This is a genomic window from Cecembia calidifontis (genome assembly GCF_004216715.1).
In the GTDB taxonomy this organism is placed as follows: Bacteria; Bacteroidota; Bacteroidia; order Cytophagales; family Cyclobacteriaceae; genus Cecembia_A; species Cecembia_A calidifontis.
In genome coordinates, this window is the sequence record NZ_SGXG01000001.1 from 3,148,435 (window position 1) to 3,165,860 (window position 17,426).

Consider the following 17,426-nt stretch of genomic DNA (forward strand, 5'->3'; position numbering starts at 1 on the left):
GCTGGTGTTTGTGGCAGGTATTCTTTTTAAGTGGTAGAAATTTGTTTTGATTTGTTTCAGGGATGAAATCTTTATTACCCCTTGAATGGGGATGTTTTTTAACAATGAGGAAGGCAATTATACTATTCAGCCATCAACCATGAAATATTTTCTTCAAAATAGCTTATTATTAGCTCAAATTTATGTGAGAGGTTAATATTGGTGCTTACTTTTGAAATTATGTTGGAAGTAGATGAAAATAAATCCTTGGAAGGGAATGTTGAACTTGTTCCACAGCTGACCCTGGATTGTGTGATATTCGGGTTTCATGGGAGTTCTCTTAAGGTGTTGCTGTTAAAATGGAAGGGTACTGAATACTACAGTCTTCCAGGTGGGACGGTAAAGCAAGAGGAGTCTTTGGATGATGCAGCAATACGGGTCTTAAAGGAAAGGACCGGTTTGGATAAGATATTTTTGCGTCAATTTTACACCTTTGGCAAAGTCGAAAGGTACGATAGAGAGTCAATTAGGAAAAAGCTTGCCCATTTGGTAAATCCAGATCTTTGGTACAAAAGGCCAATATCGGTAGGATATTATGCTTTAGTGGATTTTGAGGAGGTTTTTCCTAATCCTGATTTACTTTCCGAGTCCTGTGGCTGGTGGGATTTGAGTGATGTGCCTGAATTGTTGTTTGACCATAATGAAATTCTTGAAAAGGCCCTCCATGCCTTAAGGTTGGAACTGAGTTTTCAGCCGGTAGGCCTCAACTTGTTGCCTGAAAAATTTACCATGCCTGACATGATGCGTATGTATGAGGCTATTCTTGGGAAAAAGATTGATCCCAGGAATTTCCAGAAAAAGATATTGAAATCCGGAATTGTGATCAAACTGGATGAAGTTAAAAAAGGAGTGGCTCATAAATCCCCTTTCCTTTACAAGTTTGATGCAAATAAATATGAGGAAGTTTTAAAAGAAGGGGGCTTGTTTTTTATTTGAAACACTTCCTTTATATTCAATGCAATAGTCAAAAAAGAGTATGGATTCCCTACGAATATTGCACTTACAAAAAGCGGCCTATTCTTTAATCATTTTCGTGTTAGTGATTTGGATCATGATGGCAGGTTCGGTCATTTTGATTCCTTTGGTTTGGGGGGCTTTTTTTGCTTTTGCCCTTTATCCTATTTCCAATTGGCTGGAAGAAAGAGGTTTTCCCAGGGCAATGGCAATTTTATTGACACTGATCTTCGTTACTTTCTTGGCAGTATTTGTTTTTTATTCTCTCACAGATCAGGTAATTGGTTTGATTAAAGATATTCCCAATATAAAAGCATCATTTTACAGAAAAATGAACATTTATATAGAGGATGTCGGGGAATTTTTAGGGCCGGATTCAGATTTTCCGTTGACTTCTGATTTAATGAATCCCAAAAACCTGGAAGTTGCTTTGTTTGAAACGGGAAGATCTTTGGTTTTATTGGGGGTAATGCCTTTGTTTATTTTCTTAATGCTGTATTACAAGGACTTTTTTAGTGAATTTCTAAGGAAATTATCCAAAGATGGTGAACCGAAAGTATTGAGTTTTATTGAGGATTCCGGGAAAGTAATCCAATCCTATTTGCTGGGAATGTTGTTAGTGACCATTATTGTCAGTATTATTTCCGGAGTGACCTTTTACTTTTTGGGGATCAAGTATTACCTTTTATTTGCTGTATTCATTGCAGTGATGAACCTGATACCCTATGTGGGCGTGATTTTCAGTTCTTTGCTCTTGGTTTTTTATGTGTTGTTGACTACAGACAGTATGTTTTATCCTTTGGCTACACTTTTTATGTTATGGTTGATACAGTTTGTGGAGAATAACTTCATTACCCCGGTAGTAGTGGGGGGGAAAGTGAGGGTAAATGCCTTTGCGGTTATTTTGGCCATTTTGATTGGAGGATTTATTTGGGGGGTGTCGGGAATGATACTTTTCATTCCGCTAGCCGGTCTCTTGAAAATTACTTTTGAAAGGATCCCATCTTTGGCTCCTTTTGGTTATTTGTTGGGGGATATTTATCCTGTTATTGAGAAGAGGGAAAATTTTTACAAAAAATTAATCAAGAAAATAAAAAACCAAAGGAACAAGTAAATAGGTGATAAAGACCAATGGATCTCTTGATTCAGTTTCCTGATTTTAGATGCAAGGTTCTTTAGACTGATTGATCGGCCAAGGCTTATTCAATGAGAATCAGTACCAGTAGTCCGGCTCCGATGGCAATTCCGAAACTGATATGTGTGCCAATAACCAGTATTTGAAATCCCATAGTATAACCAAAAAAAGCAGTCCGTGGACCAGGATATGAAGATAGAGCCATTGGGATAAGGCTTTTTTTCCTCTTTTTGAATAACCCATGACTTGGGTTGGAGCAAAAAATCCCCTATCAGGTGTGCCAAAAACAGCTTTATTAAAAAGATCATTTCAGTTTACTTTTGGTTTTCTTGATCAGAAACTACCACTTTGCCTGTTTAGCATTCCGGTATTTCTAATTTTGGATTCAGACCTGTTAGGGATTTTTAAGTTGTTCTACCAATTGATCAAGATTTGTTTCGGAAAAGGGGCACTTAAGGGAAGTAGATGATTTAGTAACTTAAAAAAAAAGAGGTCCTGATAACCTCTTTTTTGTGCGCACGAGAAGATTCGAACTTCCACACCCGAAGGCGCTGCCGCCTGAAGACAGTGCGTCTACCAATTTCGCCACGTGCGCTTGTAATATAAAATAGTCGGGGTGGCAGGATTCGAACCTACGACCTCCACATCCCAAATGTGGCGCGATACCGGGCTACGCTACACCCCGAGTTATTTAAATTTTCGGCATCTTTTATGCCCTGAGCGATGAATTTGATCTTACGACCTTCCCGATCTCCATCGGGACGTGATAACCGGGCTACGCTACACCCCGAGTTATTTGAATTTTCGGCATCTTTTATGCCCTGAGCGATGAATTTGATCTTACGACCTTCCCGATCTCCATCGGGACGTGATAACCGGGCTACGCTACACCCCGAGTTATTTAAATTTTCGGCATCTTTTATGCCCTGAGCGATGAATTTGATCTTACGACCTTCCCGATTTCCATCGGGACGTGATAACCGGGCTACGCTACACCCCGAGTTATTTGAATTTTCGGCATCTTTTATGCCCTGAGCGATGAATTTGATCTTACGACCTTCCCGATTTCCATCGGGACGTGATAACCGGGCTACGCTACACCCCGAGTTATTTGAATTTTCGGCATCTTTTATGCCCTGAGCGATGAATTTGATCTTACGACCTTCCCGATCTCCATCGGGACGTGATAACCGGGCTACGCTACACCCCGAGTTATTTAAATTTTTGGCATCTTTTATTCCCTGAGCGATAACTTTGACTTCACGGCCTTCCCGATCTCCATCAGGACGAGATAACCGGGCTACGCTACACCCCGAGTTATTTAAATTTTCGGCATATTTTATGCCCTGAGCGATGAATTTGATCTTACGACCTTCCCGATCTCCATCGGGACGTGATAACCGGGCTACGCTACACCCCGAGTTATTTAAATTTTTGGCATCTTTTATGCCCTGAGCGATAACTTTGACTTCACGGCCTTCCCGATCTCCATCAGGACGTAATATCAGACTAAGCTATGCCGGAAATATTTTCAAAAGTAATCAAAGTTGTCTGTGTTACAAACCATTTTTTTTAAAGCATTGTCGTTCAATATTATAAATTTTTTACCTTTCAATTTATAAGCCCAGTAAGTTTTAGAATTAATTCCCAATTGTTTTTCCAAGTATTCCAAATCCATCAAAATATTAAGTCAATCAACATTTATCCTATTTTCTTCCGACAATGGTTCTGTTCTCAAGGATAGTTATTATGATGCTGTAGCGAAATTGGGGAAACACAATCCTTTTGGTCACTTTAGAGGAGGGAAATACAGCCTTTATCAAGCAGGTACAAGGGTTCCGTTCATAACCTAATGGAAAGGTACTATTCAACCAGGTGTTTCAGATGCATTGGTGTCACAGTTGGATTTATTGAATTCAATATCAAAATTAGTAGGAAGTGATATTCAGACAAATGATAGTATGGATATGCCAAATGTTTTTCTTGGGAAATCGGAGGATGGGAGAAAATCACTGGTAATGGAGGCGACTACCAGAACTGCATTACGGAGCGGAGAGTATGTCATGATTCCGCCTTACAAATGTCCAGTGGTTAATAATGATGTTAACATTGAATTGGGTAATGGTACAGATTTTCAGTTGTTTAATGTGAAAAATAACCCGGGACAAACAAATTACCTTGCGCATAGAGAGCCAGAACTACTTCAAAAATTGATCAAAGAATTCGAGCCATCAGAGGAGCTGAATATGGAAAGTATCAGCAACTTGAGTTGAAATAGTGTTTGGGGTATTTTAATGTGGCTGTTTAATTTTTTTGTCACAAAAAAAATGCCCAATGCTTTGTATCAGGCTTTTCTTTTGCAGGTTTGGGGGATTCGATTCGCCGCGGCGAATCGAATATTGCCGTACGGGAGTTTAACTTTAAAAGAAATGAAAGGCTAAATCATTTGCCCCTCCCAAAACGGAAAAAGGTCCCATAAGGACCTTTGAGCAGAGAGTGGGGGATTCGAACCCCCGGTACGGTATTACCCGTACGACAGTTTAGCAAACTGCTGGTTTAAGCCACTCACCCAACTCTCTAACTTGATGCAAATATAAGCCAATATTGAATAATTAAACAAAATGTGCTGTTCAATTAATCAACTATTTTTAGCAAATCATTGGAAAGCCTTGTAGTTCAATAAGAAATATTTGTGTGAAAATGTTGGTTAAGAAAGCAAGAATTAATTTAACACAATCCATAGTTGATTGAAACCGACTTTTTGATGGTTTTTGTTCAAGTTTGGTTAAAATCAATCCAACGGATAAAACTATTTTTTAGTCTGATTTTGGTCTAAAATTGTACAGTCTTTAACCATTAATTTTTTGGTTAAACTATTCTTTTTGTTGAATGAATTGAAATATTTAAAGTTTAAATAATAAAAAGTTTTTAAAAAAATACCATGTTCAAGGTATTTTAGAACCGGTACATTTATTTTAAATTTGATCAATTAGATTTAGGAACAAAATAGACCGATAAATACAAAACTAACCCTTATTGAATGATTAAAATTTACGAACATGATAATTAAATCCATTCACGGAACCTTCTTTATCCAGATCAGTGAAAATGATCAGGATAAGTTGATTGTTAAATCGAATGACAAATGTAGTCTTGCCAGGATATTTGACGGGAAAAGGATAAATCACAGCAGCTCGGAAGACAATTTTTTTTATGTGTGTCTCTGTAAGCAAGAATTTGCCCACACCTTAATTTTGATGGTGAAGGAAGTGAATTATTCGAATTTTGATCAAACTTTAAGGGATATCACGTCGGAGACAGATAGGATTTTCGCATAGGATTAAAGATTTGAAATTCAAATAATCTGATACGAATGTGAAAAAAGCATATTCAAAATTTTAATTAAATTTTATGCATCCAAAACAAATAAAATATTGAAGAAAAAAAATATTCAATAATTTATTTTTTTTTGAAATCAATTCTTATTTTTACCTCTCCAGACTACTAAATAAGTAGCAGATATCACCCTATATTCCCGGTTTATAAGGATGTTAAGAATAAAAGAGTTAGAGTTTCTGGTCCCTGATTACCTGAAAAATTCAGAACTTCTATTTGTTTGTGTATTGGACATTGAAGGACAGGTGTTTTTTGCCGGAAAGCAATTTTTAAAGTTATTTGAACCTAATGGAGCTGATATTTTTGAGAAAAATTTCAGGGAAACCCTTCACAAAGGGAACAAATTTGATTTAAACGATTTTTTGCTTCAGGTTAGTGAGAGGCCAAATCATCGGACGCAAATTGAGCTTATTCATGGGAATTTATTGATCAAATGGGAGTTTTCGGTTTTAAGGAATGAGGAAGGGGATTTTTCAGGAATTTTGGCTGTAGGACATAAAGTATCGGATACATTTCCCCAGCTTCCTGTTGTGCCGAACTTAGAAAATATCGACATGCAGTCGGACATTTTTGTTCAATTAAATGCAGCATGGGAAATAACACATTTGAATTCTAAGGCTATCGAGTTTTTTGAAAGAAGACCCAGCGAACTCATGGGGAAAACCATTTGGCAGGTCTATCCTGATCAAACTTTTTACAAACATGCGTTAGAGTTCAAAAAGGCTAAAGAATCCAAGACCTTAAGGGTATTTGAAGAATTTAATGCTTCTAACGGGAGGCACTATAAGATTTATGTTTATCCCAAGGCCCTTGGTATAGATTTAATATTCAAAGATATTACAGTTGTTCAGAAACTTTCTGAGGATTTCAAAATGGTAAACCTCACCCTGCAGGCAGTCCTGGATTTTTCAGATGAAAATATATTTATCATTAGTAAAGACCTGAGGATTTTTGGTTTCAATAACAAAGCCCAATCTTTGACAAAATTTGTTTTTGGGAAAAGCCTCAAAAAAGGGGATAAATTTTTGGGTTTTCTTATGAGTGACATGGATGAATTTTTCCTGAAGCATGTAGAGGATATTTTTAAAGGGATAAGCTTTTCTTTTGATCAAGAAATCCTTTTGGATAAAGGAGGGCAAAAAATCTGGTACAATCATAAATTTTTTCCTTTGAAAGACCTTGAAGGTCAGGTAAGAGGATTTCTGTATTCCTGCAAGGATATCCATGAAGAAAAGATAGGCCAGGAGAAACTTATCAAGCAAAATAAACTTATGCGGGAGGTGTTGTACAATCAATCTTCTACACTTCGATCCCCATTGTCTTCCATTTTAGGCTTGCTGGAATTGATTGATAAAGATCAGCTTGACAAAGAAAACCGTAAATATTTTTCATACTTAAAACCTTTGGCCCAGGAATTGGACCAAGTGATAAGGAACAACTCCAAACAAATTTCAGATTTGGATTGAAAAACATACTGAAGTTTTGCCAACCATTTGCAGGCTTTTTTAACAGGTTTCTTTGATTAAATCCTTTATTGGCTTCTTTTTACTTGAAATTCTTTAAATCATGCCCGATTTAGAAGGGTTTATGGATTTGGATTTTAAGTTTTTCAGCCCTATCCGTGATAATAGTACGCTGATTTAAAACAAAAGCTCAATCAAACTGTTTCCATTATAAAATTAAGAGTCATGAAAGAGGTTTTAAAAGCTTACAATGGAAAGTCCAATGGAAACAGCAACGGTAATGGGACTCTGGAACAACAAAATAAACTTTTGATAAAAGACGCCCTTTTTGTCAGGTATAAGGGGAATTTGGTTAAGGTGAAATTTACCGATATCATTTGGATGAAAGGGGATGGAAATTACACTACTTTGGTGACCAATGATAATGTTTATTCTTTGCGCAATATTTTAAAAGAATTTGAATCTGTGCTTCCTTCTGAGGATTTCATCCGGATTCATAAAAGTTATATAGTCCGGCTGGACCAAATCAATACCATCAATCCAAGGGAAGTGACTGTTGGGAAAGATACAGTCCCGGTAGGTAGAACTTATTTTCAGAATTTAATAAATGGAATCAATAAGTTAGGCTCTGGAAACGGTGATTGATATCACCGTCTCCAAAGCAAGCTACTGTCTCCATAACTCAGAAACCTGTAATCTTGGTTAAGTGCTTCTTCATAAATTTGTCGCCAATTACCATCTGTAAATGCAGCCACCAACAAAATCAAGGTGGAAGAAGGTTGATGGAAATTGGTGATCAAGGCGTCACAAACCTGGAAATCATAACCCGGCATAATGAAGATTTCTGTGGATCCGGTTATTTCTTTCAGGTTATTTTTATTCATAAGATCCAATACCGCCTTGAAACTTTCAGTTCTTCCGGGTAGCAAATACCCTTCATGTTCATAGGGGTATAATTTTGGAATAAAGAACTGCTTATCGCCTTCCTTTATCAGTCGAACTCCATACCAATATAGGCTTTCCAAAGTCCTCATGGAGGTAGTTCCTACGGCTATGATTTTCTCAGGATGTGCCGCAAGTCTTTCCAATGTACTCAATTCAATGACCACTTGCTCACTGTGCATGGCATGATCGGTAACTTTTTCACTCTTGATAGGCTGGAAAGTTCCTGCACTGACATGAAGGGTCAAAAACTCTTTGTTAACTCCTTTTTTTTCTAAGTTTTCAAGTACTTCATCAGTGAAGTGTAATCCCGCAGTGGGTGCAGCTACAGCACCTTCTTTTTTGGAATATACAGTTTGATACCTCGGTCTGTCTTCTTCGGTGGCCTCCCTATTCAGATAGGGTGGAAGAGGAACTTCTCCTGAGGCCTCCACTATAGACACAAAAGGTATATTTTCTCCTGTCCAGGAAAAGGATACAACTTTTTTTTCCCTGTCCATTAATTTGGCACTGATAACTACAGGTTGCCCCTGTATTTCAATCTGACCATGCAGTTCTTCCCCGTCTTTCCATTTTTTCAAGTTGCCGATCATGGTTTCCCAAGACACTTCATCCGTACGGATCATTACCTCATTGATTATGGTGCTTGGGGCCACAGGTTTTAAAAGAAAAATCTCCACTTTGGCACCTGTTTCTCTCTGGAAAATCAATCTGGCAGGGATTACTTTGGTATTGTTAAAAGCCATCAAACTGCCAGTAGGCAACAATTCAGGAAGTTCAAAAAATCTATGGTGCGAGATACGTCCATCAGAAAATTGCAATAATTTGGAATGGTCCCTTTTTTCTAAGGGAAATTTAGCAATCCTTTCATCTGGCAAATTATATTCGTAATCAGATAACCTGATCTCTTCAATGGATGAAATTTTAAACATTAGGGTTCGGTTTTCAAATTATTGGCAAATATAATCCCAATGGCGACAAATTTTCATAACCTAAAATTCAACTATTTTGCCCATCAATTAAAATTCAGATTTGATGCGGGAACCTCTAGGGGTGTTCTCAAGGAAAAAACCACTTTTTTTCTTTGTGCAAGGGAATCAGGTAGTTCCCAAACCATGGGTTGGGGAGAGGCGGCCCCATTGCCTAAATTAAGTATTGATGACGTCCCTGATTTTGAACAGCAACTTTCCCATACCTGCATTAAATATTCTGGATATGAAATTCCAAGGTCAGAGGTAGGGATTTTAGACTGGGTAAACGAAAATATTCCAGCTGAGCTTCCCAGTATCAGGTTTGCTTTTGAGGTGGCCCTTTTGGATCTACTTTGGGATGGAAAGAAGCAAATCTTTAAAAATGATTTTTTTGAAAAAGAAAAACCTATTCCTATTAATGGATTGATCTGGATGGGTGATAAAGATTTCATGTTGCATCAGATCGATAAAAAATTAGCAGAGGGGTATAATTGTATCAAAATGAAGATTGGTGCCATAGATTTTGATCAGGAGTGTGAGCTTTTGAGGTATATCAGGGAAAGGTATTCTTCACATGAAATCACCTTAAGAGTCGATGCCAATGGGGCATTTTTACCCGAAGAGGCAATGGATAGACTGGAGAAGCTTGCCCAATTTGGCCTACATAGCATAGAACAGCCTATTCGACAAGGTCAATTAGAAGCAATGGCCCACTTATGTAAGCATACACCTCTTCCCATTGCTTTGGATGAAGAATTGATTGGAATTCATGATCTGAAAGATAAAAAGGGCCTTTTGGATCAAATTAGGCCTCAATATATCATTTTGAAGCCTACTTTGGTGGGAGGGATTCTGGCTTCAAGACAATGGATTGAATTGGCGGAAGAACTTGGAATAGGATGGTGGATGACCTCCGCTTTAGAGAGTAATATTGGTCTTAATGCCATAGCCCAGTTTACCTCCACCTTTGATGTGGGTATGCCCCAGGGCCTTGGCACCGGGCAATTGTACCATAATAATATTGATTCCCCCCTTACCATTGAGCATGGGTTTATCTTTTATGATAAAAACAAAATTTGGGGGAGTATACCTGTTTAATTTTGAGTCAAAAAAGAAAAGCCCCGGTTGACGGGGCTTTTTTACTAATTGTCAATGTGTAATATATAGATTAAACTACTTTTACATTCACTGCATTTAGGCCTTTTCTTCCTTCTTTAAGGTCGAAAGTAACTTCGTCATCTTCTCTGATTTCGTCGATCAAACCTGTTACGTGAACGAAATACTCTTTGGAAGACTCGTTGTCAATGATAAAACCGAATCCTTTGGATTCATTAAAAAATTTTACTTTTCCTGTGTTCATGATATTGTATTGTAATGAATTATTTCCCCAAAGGTAAGGATAGTTTTGACAATAAATAAGATTTAAAGAAAATATTTTTTAAGTTTTACTTATGCTTGACAAAAAAATATTTTATGAATTTTTATGTGAGTTCATATTTTTTTCAAAATCTGAACAATTAATCCAGTCCAAAGAAGTAAACTGGCTGATTGTATTCCGCTTCGATCTCCAATTTTTTAAGCTTCCCGGACTTATGGTCCCTTTCAAAAACAGTGATGTTATTCGAACCTTGATGGGCTACAAGCAGGTATTCCCCATCTTTGGTTAGGATAAAGTTTCTAGGCATAGTTCCACCTGTTTTAATCCTTTCTACAAATTTCAGCGTTTCATCTTTTAGGATTTCAAATACCGTTATTTCATTGGCATCTCCTCTGTTGGAGACATACACATGATGGGCATCCGGAGATATACGCACTTCAGCGGCACCGACTGTTCCGATATAATCGTCATCAGTTAATGTTTGAACTTGTTTTTTGAACATCCTACCGTTGTCGAATCCATATACTCCTAATTCTGCGCTCAGTTCGTGGACCAGATAAATAGTGTTTCCACTTGGATGTATGGCCAAATGCCGAGGCCCTGAACCTGGATCAACTTCAAAATATTGAACAGGGGCGTGGTTGAATGGGACCGCAAAACCGGGATTGAAGTGATAGATATGGATTTTATCTGTTCCCAGATCCCCTACTAACAAGTATTTACCATTGGGATGGAAAACGGTGGAGTGAACATGCGCACTTCCCTGACGGTCTCTTAAAATACTTTGTCCTTCGTGTTGTATGGTCTGCACATGTTCGAGTTTTCCTTCCTTGACTTTATAAGCAGAAAAATTCCCGCCACTGTAATTGCCCACCACTATAAACTCTTCTTTTTTATCTAAGGCGAGATAGCAAGGATGGTCTCCGAAAGTATCTTGGGTATCTATTAAAATTAGGCGGTTGTTTTCCCTATCGAATTTAAATGACTTGATTTTTCCTCCATTTTCCCCGCCTGTCTCTTCCACGGCAAATACCAATGTCTGCGCTTTATTGCTAATGACGAAAGAGGGGTTTTTTATTCCAGGACCGATGATTTTGGTTTCAAGGCTCTGGTTTTCAGGATTAAATACCAGCAATCCTATACCTTGATTGGTATCATTGGTATATCCCCCCAATAAAAATGAATAGCTTTGATCAATCATTTTTTCGTGTTGGATTTCCTGTTCGCATGAAAAGATAAGACTACTTAAAAGTAGCAGGAAATAAGTTCTAAGTTTTTTTAGGGCCTTTGTCATAATCCACAGGAGGTTCGAATGAAGTGTTTTTTTTCTCACTGTAAAGTACTTTTCTTTTGGGGTCATACTGTCCAGCTAGGTCATCAATTTTCATCCCTTCCCATTTTTTTATTTTGTTTAGGTAAGCAGCTCTTGCCAACATGTGGCCACCAATTGGTGCAGTAAGGATTACAAAAATAATAGTAACTAATACCCTTGTGGTCACTGAATATTCCTGGAAGAAGATAGCGGCAGAAGCAAGTAATAATCCTAAGCCTAAAGTTGCGGTTTTGGTGGTGACATTTATCCTGAGATAAACATCCCTTTTGCGGAACATGGCCACTGAAGTGGATAGCACAAATATAGACCCTATGGTGCTAAGGATCATGACAATTAATTCATTCATCTCTTTTCTTTCTTTCTTCCAAATAATAAGCAAAAGCAACAGTACCCAGGAAAGCTATCAGGGCAAAGAGCATGGCAATGTCCAGAAAGGTGCTTTGGTCATAAATGATGCTGTAAATCACCACTATACCAATGGCCATGAGGATCAGCATATCCAGGGAAATTACCCTGTCTGCCAGACTTGGCCCTTTCAGAAACCTGATGAAAACCAGGATTACAGAAACCCCCAAAATGGGTACAACTACATATTGATAATATTCTACAAGTGTCATCTAGTCAGTTCCAAAACACGTTTTTCAAATACTTCCTTAATCTGCCTGATATAAGCTTCTTTATCCTCGCAGTGGACGACGTGAACAAAAAGAGCTTTTTTATCATCTGAAATATCAATCACCAAGGTGCCAGGCGTAATGTTCAGTAAATGGGAAAAGAAGGTAATCTCTCCATCTGATTCTACGTCAAGAGGAACCTTTAAGATGGCCGGTGACAGTTTTGATTTGGGATACAAAGACTCAATAAAGGTCTGTATATTGGATTTAATGATCTGATACAAAACAAATACTGTAAAAGAGATCAGTTTGGGCACAATTGTGAAGTAGTCATTTTTACTTCTGTCCGGAGTAATGATCCATAAAATCCCAAAACTGATCAAAAAACCAAAAACAAAATTTTCCTGCGTAATGGTACCTGTTGCCAAGACCCATATGGTAGCCAGTAATATATTTGCTAATAGGAGTGCTTTGATCATGGCATCTGATTTTGAAGTACAACCTGAATATACGAAGATGGATCCACTAATTCAGCAGCAATCTTCTGAGATAAGGTAATGATACGGTTGGCACCTAGGCCAATATAAAGAGAAACTACTGAAAGCAAGAGCATCGGGATGATATAGCTTAATTGCTTTCCTCTGCTTAAATCATCATAAAACACCCCCTTTGCTTCTTTGGGCAGGTTTTCTCCTTTTTTCCAAAAAACCTCAGCCCAAACCTTTCCTATGACCCACAGCGTCAGAAAACTTCCAATGATCACCGAACCTACCAATAAATAATCCTGTGCGTCGAGTGCTCCTTCAATGAAGAATATTTTGGCCCAGAATCCAGAAAGAGGAGGGATACCCACCAGTGAAAATAAAGGCACTGCCATTAATAAAGACAGAAGGGGGTGGGATTTGTATAGTCCTCCCAATTCATCGATATTTTGGCTGCCATTGATTTTCAAAACCAATCCGGAAACCATAAAAAGATTGGTTTTGACGATGATATCATGGATCAGGTAAAAAACCGTTCCGATTAAGGCGACCTCTGTAAACACGGAAACACCCACCATCATGAAACCTATATGGGAAATAATAAGGAAACCAAAAATTTTTCCCATGTGCTTTCTGCTCATCGCTCCAAATGCACCCGCCAATATGGTCAGCGCAGCAATGATGGAAATGGTCAAAGTCATGAATTCATCCCCTCCAAAAATCAGAGAGAAGGTTCTCAGCATGGCATATACACCCACTTTGGTCAATAGCCCCCCAAAGATGGCTGTAACTGCAGGTGGAGGGGTATGATAGGAAGCAGGTAACCAGAAATACATAGGAAAAATAGCGGATTTTATCCCAAAAGCCACCAAAAATAATCCAGCTGTTACATTGACTAAGCCACTGTTTTCAATCAGTTTGATTTTAAGTGAAAGGTCAGCCATATTGAGCGTTCCTGTTAAACCATAAAGAAAGCCAATACCTGTCAGGAAAAAGGAAGATGCCAATAAGTTAAGGGAAACGTACTTGATTGCACCTTCCAATTGGTGTTTTTTTCCGCCTAGGGTCATCAACACAAAAGAGGAAATGATGATCACTTCAAACCAAACATATAGATTGAAAATATCCCCTGTAAGAAAGGCCCCTTGGAGTCCCATCACCAAAAAATGGAAAACAGGATAATATCCGAATTTCAACCTCTCATCCCGCATGCTTCCTGCAGAAAATATGGATACCCCCAAAGCAGCAATAGAGGAAATAAGTACCAAAGTTAAGGCCAAAAGATCAGCAACGAATGTAATTCCAAAAGGAGCCTTCCAATTTCCGGATTGGGTAATTTGGATCCCGTTGTGCCAAACATCATGAAGCATGAAGGCAGCCACAGCCACTGCTACCACAGAAAACAGGATGCTGATTGTTTTTTGTGCCTTGATTTTTGTCCAAAAGAACATCAAAACCACTGCCGCAATCAACTGCAAAATGATCGGTAAAACAATGTAAGGATTGTTCATATTTCTTCGTCAGTTGAATTAAGTTCGTCAAGGTCATCAGTTCCTAAGACCTGATATACTCTTTTGATCAATATGATAGCGAAGGATTGCAGACCGAAGCCAATGACAATCGCCGTCAAAATCAAAGCCTGTGGCAAAGGATCTGCATAAATTTCAGTAAATATCTTGGCACCATCTTCAATAACCGGAGGATGTCCTTTGGTCAATTTTCCCAACAAGAAAATCAACAAATTGACACCATTGCCAAGAAGTATCAGGCCTATGATTATTTTGAACATACTTCTTCTGAGGAGCATATAGATTCCTGAGGCATGAAGTAGTCCTATGATGAATATCAGCAATAATTCCATATCAAATAATTTCTCTAATTGAAAACATGACAGTTAAAACTGACCCAATAACCACGAAATACACCCCAATATCAAAAATCAAGGCAGTTCCTACCATTCCAATCATCCGGAGCGGTTCACCATACCAAAGCCCTGTCATAAAAGGTTCCTGAAAAATCCAGGGAGCCAATCCGGCCACCAAGGCAAAAACCAGTCCCAGCGGCATCAGGAAACCAGGATGCACTTTGATGATGTTTCTCGTTTCTTTTAGACCAAAAGCAAATGAATGGAGGATAAATGCCAATGCAGCCATCAGCCCGCCTACAAATCCCCCTCCAGGCAAATAATGTCCTCTGAGCAGGATAAATACCGAAAAGATCAAAAGGATCGGAAGGAGGTATTTAGAAGATGTTCGGAATATTATTGATTTCATTTCAGTCTTTTTTAATTGGGTTTAAGTTCAGGTACATCAAGCTAAATACACCGATCGCGGCAATAACAAGTACTACAGTTTCTACCATCGTGTCAAATCCCCTGAAATCCACCAGGATCACATTGACCACATTTCTGCCTTTAGCCAATATATAAGCATTGTCAGCATAATAGTCTGACACTTCCCTAACACTTGGCTCCTCAAATACCTCCAAGGCCAAAATGGCTATTAAAGTCCCGAAAAACAAGGAGATAATGGCATCCCTTATCCTGATTTTAGGACTGGAGAAGGTCTTGTTCAAAGGGAGCTTAAAAAGCACCAACATGAAAAGTAAAACCGTCAGTGTATCGATGGAAAACTGGGTCATGGCCAGGTCCGGTGCAGAATAGTACAAGAAGAAAAGACAGTTTGCAAAACCGATCACACCCAAAGCTACAATGGCTGCGGTCCTTGATCTGGATAAAACAACAAAGAAAATAGAGGTCACCATCAAAGACACCACGATGAATTCAGAAGGGGTGATTTCTGATATCTGATTCCAATCCAAATAAATATATACTCCTGAAAATAAGCGGTAACCTATCAAAACACTCAAAAAAATCAGAATGGTAATCACATAATTTCTGAGGTATCCATTTTGGAAAAATGCAGTCCAGCGTTCGGCAAATGACTGAAATCCTTTCCCCAAAACAGCTAACAGATGCTCAGGGGAGAGAGATGAAAAACGGGTAGTAGCCTGGAATTTTTCAGGACTGGGTTTCCAATAGAAGTAAAGTCCCGTTCCCAAGACAAGGGTCAATATACTCAAGAGTAAAACCAAATTGAAGCCATGCCAAAGGGCAAGATAAGTGTCTACCTCATATCCAGCTATGCTGTTCAGTACCGGCAGGATCAGGGATTTTTCTACCAGTCCAGGAAAAACACCAAATGCAATACTGAGGAATCCCAATAGAGTGGTAGGTATCCACAATCTTGGAGAGGGCATTTTTGCAGACTCTGCTGCATCGGAGACACTTCCTCTAAAAGGTTTGATGCCTGCCCAAAATCCAGCCACCAAAAGAAAGATTTTTGTTAAGACCGCTAAAAAGGTTAGCAATGCAGCTGCTTGGGGAAGATTTAGGACAGCTTCATACATGACTTCTTTGGATAAAAAGCCTAAGAAAAAAGGAACACCTGCACTTGACAAAGCGGCAATATACCCGGCTATGGCTACTGGCATCATTTTGTGTTGGAGGCCAGAAAGTTTGAAAACTTCCCTTGTCCCTGTCTCATGGTCAATAATTCCTGTAATAAGGAAGAGGGCGGCTTTGTAAAGCGCATGGGTCAGAATAAATAAACCAGCCCCCAATAATGCATCCTCTGTTCCCAATCCGATCAAGAACACCAAAATTCCCAAGGCCGAAATCGTGCTGTAAGCCAAGATACTTTTCAGGTCTGTTCTAAACAGGGAGTGAATAGCTGCGTAGGTCATTGTGATCGCCCCAATAATGGTGAGGGTCCAATTCCATTCCAGGCTATTGCCCAAAATAGGTGAAAAACGGGCCAGAAGAAAAATACCTGCCTTCACCATGGTGGCAGAGTGCAAATAGGTACTTACAGGAGTAGGGGCTTTCATAGCTCCCGGTAACCAAAAGTGAAAAGGGAATTGGGCAGATTTGGTGAATGCACCTGTAAAGAGCAAAATTAAAATCCATACATACCCGGGGTTAATTTTCAAAACTTCGGGCTGGTTCATCAGTTCTGTAAGGGAGTAGGTCCCAGATATACTACCTATCCATACAAATCCTGCCAACATGACCAGTCCACCGAAGCCGGTAATACCCAGAGCAGTCATGGCGGACTTTCTGGATGCTTTTTCTTCATTATTGAATCCTATCAAAAAGAAAGAACTGATACTGGTCAATTCCCAGAAAATAAAAAGCGTTATTAAGTTGTCAGAAAGTACCACGCCCAACATCGATGCCATAAACATCGATAAATAAGCGTAGAATCTATCCAGATAAATATGTCCTTTGAGGTAATAGCTGGTGTACACAAAAACCAAAGCACCTATTCCTGTAATCATCAGGGAAAAAAGCATGGACAATCCATCCAACCTAAAATTCAGATCAATTCCCAGTTGGGGAATCCAACTGTTTTTTTCAATGATAAAATTTGTCCCCTGAATGCCTTCAAGCTTTATGGCAAAGAAAACAAAGAGAAGGATAGGGAGCGCTGAAAATAAAAAAGGAAATGCCTTAGGGAAGACCCTGTTCCATAAGGGAGTCAGCAATGCAAAAATAAATCCTAATAAAACAGCCAATATCATAAAACAGAATTTACGTTCCCAGATTTAAAATTTTAATTCTCTAAATTAATCAAAACGCGATCTATCTTGGTCATTACGAAATAAAATATTTTTTGGTTTTTGTTGATTTTATTGCAGACTTCTGGTTTTTCTTTTGAT

18 protein-coding genes, 3 tRNA genes and 1 pseudogene are annotated in these 17,426 nt (G+C 38.6%); 7 read left to right on the forward strand and 15 right to left on the reverse strand.

The window, feature by feature from the left end:
• The first annotated feature begins 219 nt into the window (after nt 1–219).
• Both BC751_RS13575 and BC751_RS13580 read left to right on the forward strand, forming a co-directional pair.
• Nucleotides 220–975 carry an NUDIX hydrolase gene (locus BC751_RS13575; protein ID WP_130276013.1) on the forward strand — a complete coding sequence of 252 codons (756 nt, stop codon included), beginning with the start codon at nt 220–222 and terminating at the stop codon, nt 973–975.
• A 40-nt stretch (nt 976–1,015) separates the two neighbouring features.
• The gene (locus BC751_RS13580; protein WP_130276014.1) at nt 1,016–2,107 is read left to right on the forward strand and encodes an AI-2E family transporter; all 1,092 of its coding nucleotides are present in this window, start codon (nt 1,016–1,018) and stop codon (nt 2,105–2,107) included.
• A gap of 85 nt (nt 2,108–2,192) precedes the next feature.
• On the opposite strand, the gene BC751_RS22455 is transcribed toward BC751_RS13580, so the two are convergent.
• The 4 genes and pseudogenes from BC751_RS22455 to BC751_RS13595 all read right to left on the reverse strand — a co-directional run bounded on the left by BC751_RS22455 (nt 2,193) and on the right by BC751_RS13595 (nt 2,813).
• Complete coding sequence (locus BC751_RS22455) at nt 2,193–2,333, reverse strand: hypothetical protein (RefSeq protein ID WP_242617475.1); 141 nt, start codon at nt 2,331–2,333, stop codon at nt 2,193–2,195.
• Nucleotides 2,334–2,382: 49 nt separating this feature from the next.
• Nucleotides 2,383–2,436, reverse strand: a pseudogene (locus tag BC751_RS22665) (hypothetical protein); the annotation flags it as partial.
• Between the two features lie 205 nt (nt 2,437–2,641).
• Nucleotides 2,642–2,723 (reverse strand) — tRNA-Leu (locus BC751_RS13590).
• Nucleotides 2,724–2,739: 16 nt separating this feature from the next.
• Nucleotides 2,740–2,813, reverse strand: a tRNA-Pro gene (locus BC751_RS13595).
• A 1,225-nt stretch (nt 2,814–4,038) separates the two neighbouring features.
• Here BC751_RS13595 and BC751_RS13600 point away from each other — a divergent pair.
• The gene (locus tag BC751_RS13600; RefSeq protein ID WP_207226885.1) at nt 4,039–4,401 is read left to right on the forward strand and encodes a hypothetical protein; all 363 of its coding nucleotides are present in this window, start codon (nt 4,039–4,041) and stop codon (nt 4,399–4,401) included.
• Between the two features lie 217 nt (nt 4,402–4,618).
• Here the strand turns inward: BC751_RS13600 and BC751_RS13605 are convergent.
• Nucleotides 4,619–4,707: transfer RNA gene (locus BC751_RS13605), tRNA-Ser, on the reverse strand.
• Between the two features lie 480 nt (nt 4,708–5,187).
• Between BC751_RS13605 and BC751_RS13610 the strand changes: the two genes are divergently transcribed.
• The 3 genes from BC751_RS13610 to BC751_RS13620 all read left to right on the forward strand — a co-directional run bounded on the left by BC751_RS13610 (nt 5,188) and on the right by BC751_RS13620 (nt 7,632).
• Nucleotides 5,188–5,466, forward strand: coding sequence for a hypothetical protein (locus BC751_RS13610; RefSeq protein WP_130276016.1), 279 nt, complete (start codon nt 5,188–5,190; stop codon nt 5,464–5,466).
• A gap of 210 nt (nt 5,467–5,676) precedes the next feature.
• Nucleotides 5,677–6,990: a PAS domain-containing protein gene (locus BC751_RS13615; protein ID WP_130276017.1), complete on the forward strand. Its 1,314-nt coding sequence runs from the start codon at nt 5,677–5,679 to the stop codon at nt 6,988–6,990.
• Between the two features lie 222 nt (nt 6,991–7,212).
• Nucleotides 7,213–7,632 (forward strand): LytR/AlgR family response regulator transcription factor, encoded by a 420-nt coding sequence (locus tag BC751_RS13620; protein ID WP_130276018.1) that lies wholly within the window; start codon nt 7,213–7,215, stop codon nt 7,630–7,632.
• A gap of 2 nt (nt 7,633–7,634) precedes the next feature.
• On the opposite strand, the gene BC751_RS13625 is transcribed toward BC751_RS13620, so the two are convergent.
• Nucleotides 7,635–8,861 carry an S-adenosylmethionine:tRNA ribosyltransferase-isomerase gene (locus tag BC751_RS13625; RefSeq protein WP_130276019.1) on the reverse strand — a complete coding sequence of 409 codons (1,227 nt, stop codon included), beginning with the start codon at nt 8,859–8,861 and terminating at the stop codon, nt 7,635–7,637.
• A gap of 39 nt (nt 8,862–8,900) precedes the next feature.
• Between BC751_RS13625 and BC751_RS13630 the strand changes: the two genes are divergently transcribed.
• Nucleotides 8,901–9,998: an o-succinylbenzoate synthase gene (locus BC751_RS13630; protein ID WP_130276020.1), complete on the forward strand. Its 1,098-nt coding sequence runs from the start codon at nt 8,901–8,903 to the stop codon at nt 9,996–9,998.
• Nucleotides 9,999–10,068: 70 nt separating this feature from the next.
• Here BC751_RS13630 and BC751_RS13635 read toward each other — a convergent pair whose 3' ends face one another.
• From BC751_RS13635 to BC751_RS13675, 9 genes are all read right to left on the reverse strand, one after another.
• Nucleotides 10,069–10,260 (reverse strand): cold-shock protein, encoded by a 192-nt coding sequence (locus tag BC751_RS13635; protein WP_106565313.1) that lies wholly within the window; start codon nt 10,258–10,260, stop codon nt 10,069–10,071.
• A gap of 157 nt (nt 10,261–10,417) precedes the next feature.
• A complete protein-coding gene (locus BC751_RS13640; RefSeq protein ID WP_130276021.1) occupies nt 10,418–11,572 on the reverse strand; it encodes a lactonase family protein in 1,155 nt (384 codons plus the stop codon).
• A complete protein-coding gene (mnhG, locus tag BC751_RS13645; protein ID WP_130276022.1) occupies nt 11,547–11,957 on the reverse strand; it encodes a monovalent cation/H(+) antiporter subunit G in 411 nt (136 codons plus the stop codon). Before mnhG ends, BC751_RS13640 begins: the two co-directional genes overlap by 26 nt.
• Entirely contained in the window at nt 11,950–12,228 is a 279-nt protein-coding gene (locus BC751_RS13650) for a cation:proton antiporter (RefSeq protein ID WP_130276023.1), read from the reverse strand. The genes mnhG and BC751_RS13650 overlap by 8 nt, the downstream gene beginning before the upstream one ends.
• The gene (locus BC751_RS13655) at nt 12,225–12,704 is read right to left on the reverse strand and encodes a Na+/H+ antiporter subunit E (protein WP_130276024.1); all 480 of its coding nucleotides are present in this window, start codon (nt 12,702–12,704) and stop codon (nt 12,225–12,227) included. The genes BC751_RS13650 and BC751_RS13655 overlap by 4 nt, the downstream gene beginning before the upstream one ends.
• The gene (locus tag BC751_RS13660) at nt 12,701–14,218 is read right to left on the reverse strand and encodes a proton-conducting transporter transmembrane domain-containing protein (RefSeq protein WP_130276025.1); all 1,518 of its coding nucleotides are present in this window, start codon (nt 14,216–14,218) and stop codon (nt 12,701–12,703) included. Before BC751_RS13660 ends, BC751_RS13655 begins: the two co-directional genes overlap by 4 nt.
• Nucleotides 14,215–14,568, reverse strand: coding sequence for a Na+/H+ antiporter subunit C (locus BC751_RS13665; RefSeq protein ID WP_130276026.1), 354 nt, complete (start codon nt 14,566–14,568; stop codon nt 14,215–14,217). Before BC751_RS13665 ends, BC751_RS13660 begins: the two co-directional genes overlap by 4 nt.
• A gap of 1 nt (nt 14,569) precedes the next feature.
• Complete coding sequence (locus tag BC751_RS13670; RefSeq protein ID WP_130276027.1) at nt 14,570–14,980, reverse strand: Na+/H+ antiporter subunit B; 411 nt, start codon at nt 14,978–14,980, stop codon at nt 14,570–14,572.
• Nucleotide 14,981: 1 nt separating this feature from the next.
• Nucleotides 14,982–17,288: a putative monovalent cation/H+ antiporter subunit A gene (locus BC751_RS13675; protein ID WP_130276028.1), complete on the reverse strand. Its 2,307-nt coding sequence runs from the start codon at nt 17,286–17,288 to the stop codon at nt 14,982–14,984.
• Nucleotides 17,289–17,426: the final 138 nt, after the last annotated feature.

Excerpts from the sequence above, each read along its gene's own strand:
- BC751_RS13665 (WP_130276026.1), bottom strand. The coding sequence starts at position 14,568 with ATGGAATTATTGCTGATATTCATCATAGGACTACTTCATGCCTCAGGA.
- mnhG (WP_130276022.1), bottom strand. The coding sequence starts at position 11,957 with ATGAATGAATTAATTGTCATGATCCTTAGCACCATAGGGTCTATATTT.
- BC751_RS13630 (WP_130276020.1), top strand. The coding sequence starts at position 8,901 with ATGGCGACAAATTTTCATAACCTAAAATTCAACTATTTTGCCCATCAA.
- BC751_RS13670 (WP_130276027.1), bottom strand. The coding sequence starts at position 14,980 with ATGAAATCAATAATATTCCGAACATCTTCTAAATACCTCCTTCCGATC.
- BC751_RS22455 (WP_242617475.1), bottom strand. The coding sequence starts at position 2,333 with ATGGCTCTATCTTCATATCCTGGTCCACGGACTGCTTTTTTTGGTTAT.
- BC751_RS13575 (WP_130276013.1), top strand. The coding sequence starts at position 220 with ATGTTGGAAGTAGATGAAAATAAATCCTTGGAAGGGAATGTTGAACTT.
- BC751_RS13675 (WP_130276028.1), bottom strand. The coding sequence starts at position 17,288 with ATGATATTGGCTGTTTTATTAGGATTTATTTTTGCATTGCTGACTCCC.
- BC751_RS13635 (WP_106565313.1), bottom strand. The coding sequence starts at position 10,260 with ATGAACACAGGAAAAGTAAAATTTTTTAATGAATCCAAAGGATTCGGT.
- BC751_RS13580 (WP_130276014.1), top strand. The coding sequence starts at position 1,016 with ATGGATTCCCTACGAATATTGCACTTACAAAAAGCGGCCTATTCTTTA.
- BC751_RS13615 (WP_130276017.1), top strand. The coding sequence starts at position 5,677 with ATGTTAAGAATAAAAGAGTTAGAGTTTCTGGTCCCTGATTACCTGAAA.
- BC751_RS13625 (WP_130276019.1), bottom strand. The coding sequence starts at position 8,861 with ATGTTTAAAATTTCATCCATTGAAGAGATCAGGTTATCTGATTACGAA.
- BC751_RS13650 (WP_130276023.1), bottom strand. The coding sequence starts at position 12,228 with ATGACACTTGTAGAATATTATCAATATGTAGTTGTACCCATTTTGGGG.
- BC751_RS13640 (WP_130276021.1), bottom strand. The coding sequence starts at position 11,572 with ATGACAAAGGCCCTAAAAAAACTTAGAACTTATTTCCTGCTACTTTTA.
- BC751_RS13660 (WP_130276025.1), bottom strand. The coding sequence starts at position 14,218 with ATGAACAATCCTTACATTGTTTTACCGATCATTTTGCAGTTGATTGCG.
- BC751_RS13655 (WP_130276024.1), bottom strand. The coding sequence starts at position 12,704 with ATGATCAAAGCACTCCTATTAGCAAATATATTACTGGCTACCATATGG.
- BC751_RS13610 (WP_130276016.1), top strand. The coding sequence starts at position 5,188 with ATGATAATTAAATCCATTCACGGAACCTTCTTTATCCAGATCAGTGAA.
- BC751_RS13620 (WP_130276018.1), top strand. The coding sequence starts at position 7,213 with ATGAAAGAGGTTTTAAAAGCTTACAATGGAAAGTCCAATGGAAACAGC.